This window comes from Pedobacter rhizosphaerae (assembly GCF_900111155.1).
Classification (GTDB): Bacteria; Bacteroidota; Bacteroidia; order Sphingobacteriales; family Sphingobacteriaceae; genus Pedobacter; species Pedobacter rhizosphaerae.
In genome coordinates this window covers 1-5,267 of sequence record NZ_FOGG01000049.1, presented here as the reverse complement: position 1 = coordinate 5,267, position 5,267 = coordinate 1, and the positions used below count along the sequence as shown (strand labels likewise).

General features: G+C 40.9%; 3 protein-coding genes. 1 reads left to right on the top strand and 2 read right to left on the bottom strand.

Annotation, left to right across the window (positions count from 1 at the left end):
• Positions 1 to 159: 159 nt before the first annotated feature.
• Both BMX11_RS22350 and amaB read right to left on the bottom strand, forming a co-directional pair.
• Positions 160 to 876: a 3-ketoacyl-ACP reductase gene (locus BMX11_RS22350; protein ID WP_090889233.1), complete on the bottom strand. Its 717-nt coding sequence runs from the start codon at positions 874 to 876 to the stop codon at positions 160 to 162.
• 100 nt (positions 877 to 976) lie between these two features.
• A complete protein-coding gene (gene amaB / locus BMX11_RS22345) occupies positions 977 to 2,515 on the bottom strand; it encodes an L-piperidine-6-carboxylate dehydrogenase (RefSeq protein ID WP_090889230.1) in 1,539 nt (512 codons plus the stop codon).
• 111 nt (positions 2,516 to 2,626) lie between these two features.
• On the opposite strand from amaB, the gene BMX11_RS22340 reads away from it, so the two are divergent.
• A complete protein-coding gene (locus BMX11_RS22340; RefSeq protein ID WP_090889227.1) occupies positions 2,627 to 5,137 on the top strand; it encodes a M1 family metallopeptidase in 2,511 nt (836 codons plus the stop codon).
• The last annotated feature ends 130 nt before the right edge of the window (positions 5,138 to 5,267 follow it).

Sequence of the window (5,267 nt, the reverse complement as noted above, 5' to 3'; positions counted from 1 at the left end):
GCTAGTATCAAGTATCGAGATGCGGAATGATCTCTTCGCCTTGAGCTTTAATCTCTCAGCTTTCGTACGGATAGGCACCATGTCTTAATACTAACGACTAATTACTAACTACTGTAAGAAGTATCAAGTATTAAGACACGGTGTAATATCATTTCAAACCTATGGATTAGTAGACCAGGCGGCCACATCCTTCACAAAAATTCTTCTGTTCAATTTAAGCTGTGAGATCAATAATTCTGCAAGGTCTTCAGGTTGCATTACTTTATCCGGATTTCCATCGGTAAGCTTAAGTTCGATAGCCATATCGGTAGCGGTTGTGCTTGGAGCAAAGGCCGTTACACGAATGTTGTGCTTTCTCATTTCTTGCATTAAGGAAGTAGAAAAAGCATTTATCGCGGCCTTTGAAGCAGAATAGGCACTGGTAACTGCCGCCGGACTAAAGGCCGATGAACTGGAGATATTGATGATGTCGCCGGTTTGGTTTTCAATCATTTGAGGTACTACCGCACGGGTTACGTAGTAAGTTCCGATTAAGTTGGTTTGAATAATTTCTTCCCATTCTGCAGGCTCAAGTTCCAGGAATTTACCGAACTTGCCAATCCCTGCATTATTAACCAAGATATCGATAAAGCCCAACTCAGCCTGTAGCTGTTTAACAGCTTCGTTAACAGCAGTTATTTGTCCCACATCCATGGTGGCCACGGCTACTTTAACCGGATAAGCTGCCAGTTCGGCAGCCACAGCATCTAAGTGACTTTTAGTTCTTCCTACAAGGGCAACATTTACGCCTTCTTTAGCCAATGCAATAGCAATAGCCTTTCCGATACCTTTTCCAGCACCCGTAACCAGTGCGTTCTTTCCTGAAATATTTTCCATTGTTTATTTTAAATTAATTAACCTTCAAAGCACGGGCAGTGAAAAAGATTTTGGCCTCTCTTTACCCGTATTTTGAAGGTTAGTTTTTTGTTGATGATAATTATAAATCAAATTTGATTCCCTGAGCCAATGGCAAGGTATTAGAATAATTAATCGTATTGGTTTGGCGTCTCATGTAGGCTCTCCAGGCATCAGATCCACTTTCACGTCCTCCGCCTGTTTCTTTTTCTCCCCCAAATGCCCCACCAATTTCGGCACCTGAGGTACCAATATTAACATTGGCTATTCCGCAATCTGAACCTTTAGCCGATAAGAACTGCTCTGCTTCTCTCAAATTCAAAGTCATAATAGCAGAAGACAAACCTTGAGGAACACCATTTTGTAAAGCAATAGCCTCATCCAATGTTTTGTACTTAATTAAATATAAAATCGGTGCAAAGGTTTCATGTTGTACAATGGCGAAATCATTTTTAACCTCTGCAATACAAGGCTTTACATAACAGCCGCTTGCATAAGCTTCTCCGGTTAATACGCCTCCTTCTACAATAAAATTTCCCCCCTCAGCTTTACATTTCTCAATAGAATCGAGGTAAGCTTTTACAGCGTCCTGGTCGATTAGCGGTCCTACATGGTTATGCTGATCTAAAGGATTGCCAATGCGTAACTGACCGTAAGCTTTAACCAGCTTAGCACTAAATGCATCGTACACACTTTCGTGAATAATTAATCTGCGGGTACTTGTACACCTTTGTCCGGCAGTACCAACTGCACCAAAAACTGCTCCTATCAAGCTCATATCTAAGTCTGAATGCTCAGAAATGATGATGGCATTATTACCGCCCAGTTCTAACAAGCTTTTTCCCAATCGGGCACCTACTGTTGCAGCAACAGCTTTACCCATCCGGGTAGATCCTGTAGCAGATATTAAAGCTACCCGAGCATCGCCTGTCAGGAGTTCCCCAACAGTTCTGTCTCCATTAATTAAACTGCAAACCCCCTCCTCAATATCATTAGCTTTAAAAACCTGTGCAATAATATGCTGGCAGGCAATAGCTGTAATTGGTGTTTTTTCGGAAGGTTTCCAGATGCAAACATTACCACAAATGAGCGCCAATGCGGCATTCCAGCTCCACACCGCAACAGGGAAATTAAAGGCAGAAATAATGCCGACAATACCCAATGGATGCCATTGCTCATACATTCTATGATTGGGGCGTTCGCTGTGCATGGTTAATCCATACAACTGACGGGATAAGCCAACAGCAAAATCGCAGATATCAATCATTTCCTGAACCTCACCCAGACCCTCTTGCAGGCTTTTGCCCATTTCATATGAAACCAGCGTACCCAATGCTGCTTTATTGGTTCTTAAAGCATCCCCAAACTGGCGTACAATCTCTCCACGCTTTGGAGCCGGTACCAAACGCCAGGAAGAAAAAGCCTCCTGAGCCTTAGCAATTACCGCCTCATAATCTGCAGCAGTAGCCATTTTTGCCTTTGCTATCGTGGCGCCATCTACAGGCGAAAAACTGTTTATTTGAATATCATTATCACCTCCCCAAATACTTCCTGTACTGTAAGCCGCATTTTCTTGCTGGATACCCAACTGGGTTAATATGGATTGAATTTCTGCTTTCATATCGTATGATTTACACAAAAAAACAAAAAATTAAAAGAATGCCTGCTACATTTGAGCCTTTACTTTGTCACATTTCTTAATATCTTGCTTTAAGAATAACTTATCCAATATATGAATAAAAAACTTTTCTGTTGTGGCGTGCTGATTGCATCTGCTTTATTTTCCAATGTACTTTACGCTCAAAATCAACCAGCAGATCCCAGCAATCAATTATCCATTTATCGGGTAACAGAAACTAAAATTAACGACCTTATACATACCAAGCTGGATGTATCTTTTGATTATGCCAAACGCTATCTGTATGGCAAAGAATGGCTAACGGTGAGACCTCATTTCTATGCTACAGATTCACTCACGCTAGATGCGCAGGGCATGGATATTAAAGAAGTGGCCTTAGTTGGGGCAAAAGGTAACACGCCTTTAAAATATGTTTACAATGACAATAAATTATTAATTACCCTCAATAAGAAATACACCAATGTAGAAAAATATACGGTTTACATTGCTTACACGGCTAAGCCCGATGAGTTGAAGGTAAAAGGTAGTGCCGCTATTACAGATGCGAAGGGTCTTTATTTTATTAATCCCGATGGTACGGATAAAAATAAACCGACACAGATTTGGACGCAGGGCGAAACAGAATCTTCTTCTGCCTGGTTTCCTACTATAGATAAGCCTGATCAGAAAACTACCGCAGAGATCTCAATGACGGTAAAATCTAAATATACCACACTCTCCAATGGAAAATTAATTAGTCAGAAACCCCTGGCTAATGGTTTGCGTACCGATACCTGGAAAATGGATTTACCACATTCTCCTTACTTGTTTTTGATGGCTGTAGGTGAATTTAAGATCACTAAGGATACTTATAAAGGCAAAGAGGTAAATTATTACCTGGAACCTAAATATGCACCTTATGCAAAGCAGATTTTTGGTAAAACACCCGATATGATGAAGTTTTACAGCGACATATTAGGCCTGGATTACCCCTGGAATAAATATGCACAGGTGGTGGCCAGAGATTACGTTTCTGGTGCCATGGAAAATACTACGGCAACTTTACATGGCGAACATGTTCAAAAAACGGATCGCGAACTGTTAGACGGAAACGAAGAAGGAACCATTGCACATGAGCTTTTCCATCAATGGTTTGGCGATTATGTAACTGCCGAATCCTGGAGTAACCTAACAATGAATGAGAGCTTTGCCACTTTTGGCGAAGTGATCTGGCATGGGCACGATGCAGGGCAGGACGCAGAAGATAAATCCCGCTACGAAAAATTGCAGTCTTATTTGGGCTCTACAAAGGATGGGACAAGCCCTGTTTTGGCTCGTTTTTATTATAACGACAAGGAAGACATGTTTGATAACATCAGCTACGCTAAAGGCTCAATTATTTTATATGCCCTTAAAAACCAAATGGGTGATGCCGCTTTCTTTAAGAGCTTAAATAAATATTTAACCACCAATGCCTTTAAAAATGGTGAAACCCACCAATTGCGCCTGGCTATGGAAGAGGTTACAGGCAGAGACTGGAGTCCGTACTTTAATCAATGGTACTACAATAGCGGCCACCCAATTTTAAGTATAGATTACGGTTATGAGAACGGTAAGGCTACGATTAAGGTTAAGCAAACGCAAGATAGCAGCGTACAAACTTTTAGCCTGCCAATTAAGATAGATATTTATGCAGGCGGTAAAAAGATTCGTAAAGATATTTTGATCAACAGTCGCGAGCAAAATTTCAGCTTTGATGTAGCAAGCAAACCCGATTTGATTGATTTTGATGTTGACAAAATTTTAGTTGGGGAAGTAAACGACAATAAAACTGCCGAAAACTATTATTTTCAATATAAAAACGCACCAAGTTATGCCAATAGAATTGAAGCCTTACAGTTTATTATGCAGAGTAAGGCCGCTAGCGGACAGCAGATTTTGTTAACAGGCTTGAAAGATAAATCAGCTGATTTACGTGCATTGAGCATTGATGGAATTAATTTGACGGATACGCAAATCAAAGCTGCAGCACTCCCGATCATCCTGGAGTTAGCCAAGACCGATAAAGATACCGAGGTGAGGGCCACTGCTATAGCTAAACTGGCCGAAACTGGAGATCAGAATTTTAAAGCATTATTATCTGCAGGTTTAAAAGACCGCTCTTATAAAGTAATTGGCGCTTCGGTATCTGGCCTGGCTAAGTTAGCACCACAAGAAAGCATAACGGCAATTGCTGCAATGGACGAGGACACCAAGGACCACATTGCCGCTGCGGTTGCCGAAATTTATATCAATGATGCTAAAGACGAACACCAACCGTTTTTCGAAAATGTAATGCAAACTGGCGACAGAACGAAAGTTTTTAGTGTTGTTGGTGCATATTTTCAATATTTAAGCAGAAATACAACCCCTGATGTAACCGAAAAGGGGGTTAAAAATATAAATGAGGCCATTATCAGGTTAAAACTACAAGCTTACTTAAGCAAACAACTCTCTGCAGCTTATGGTAAAACTGCCCAGGGAAAAGCACAACAAGCGGCGGCTGTAAGTGGAGAAGCAAAAGCAAACCTGACCAAACAGGCTGAAATTTTCAAAAAAGCATCCGCTGACTTGGTTAAGGAATAGGAAAGATTTCTGAAAGTAAAAGCCTCGTAGATTGTATGGAGGGCACTGAAAAAGTAGGCTTAAAATGGTCTATAAAAAGATTAGCGGATGGGTAGGTCATAAGATCTCCATCCGCTTTTTGTTTTTGAGT

Bases quoted from the DNA above. Each gene is read 5' to 3' on its own strand.
- BMX11_RS22350 (WP_090889233.1), bottom strand. From the start codon at position 876: ATGGAAAATATTTCAGGAAAGAACGCACTGGTTACGGGTGCTGGAAAA.
- amaB (WP_090889230.1), bottom strand. From the start codon at position 2,515: ATGAAAGCAGAAATTCAATCCATATTAACCCAGTTGGGTATCCAGCAA.
- BMX11_RS22340 (WP_090889227.1), top strand. From the start codon at position 2,627: ATGAATAAAAAACTTTTCTGTTGTGGCGTGCTGATTGCATCTGCTTTA.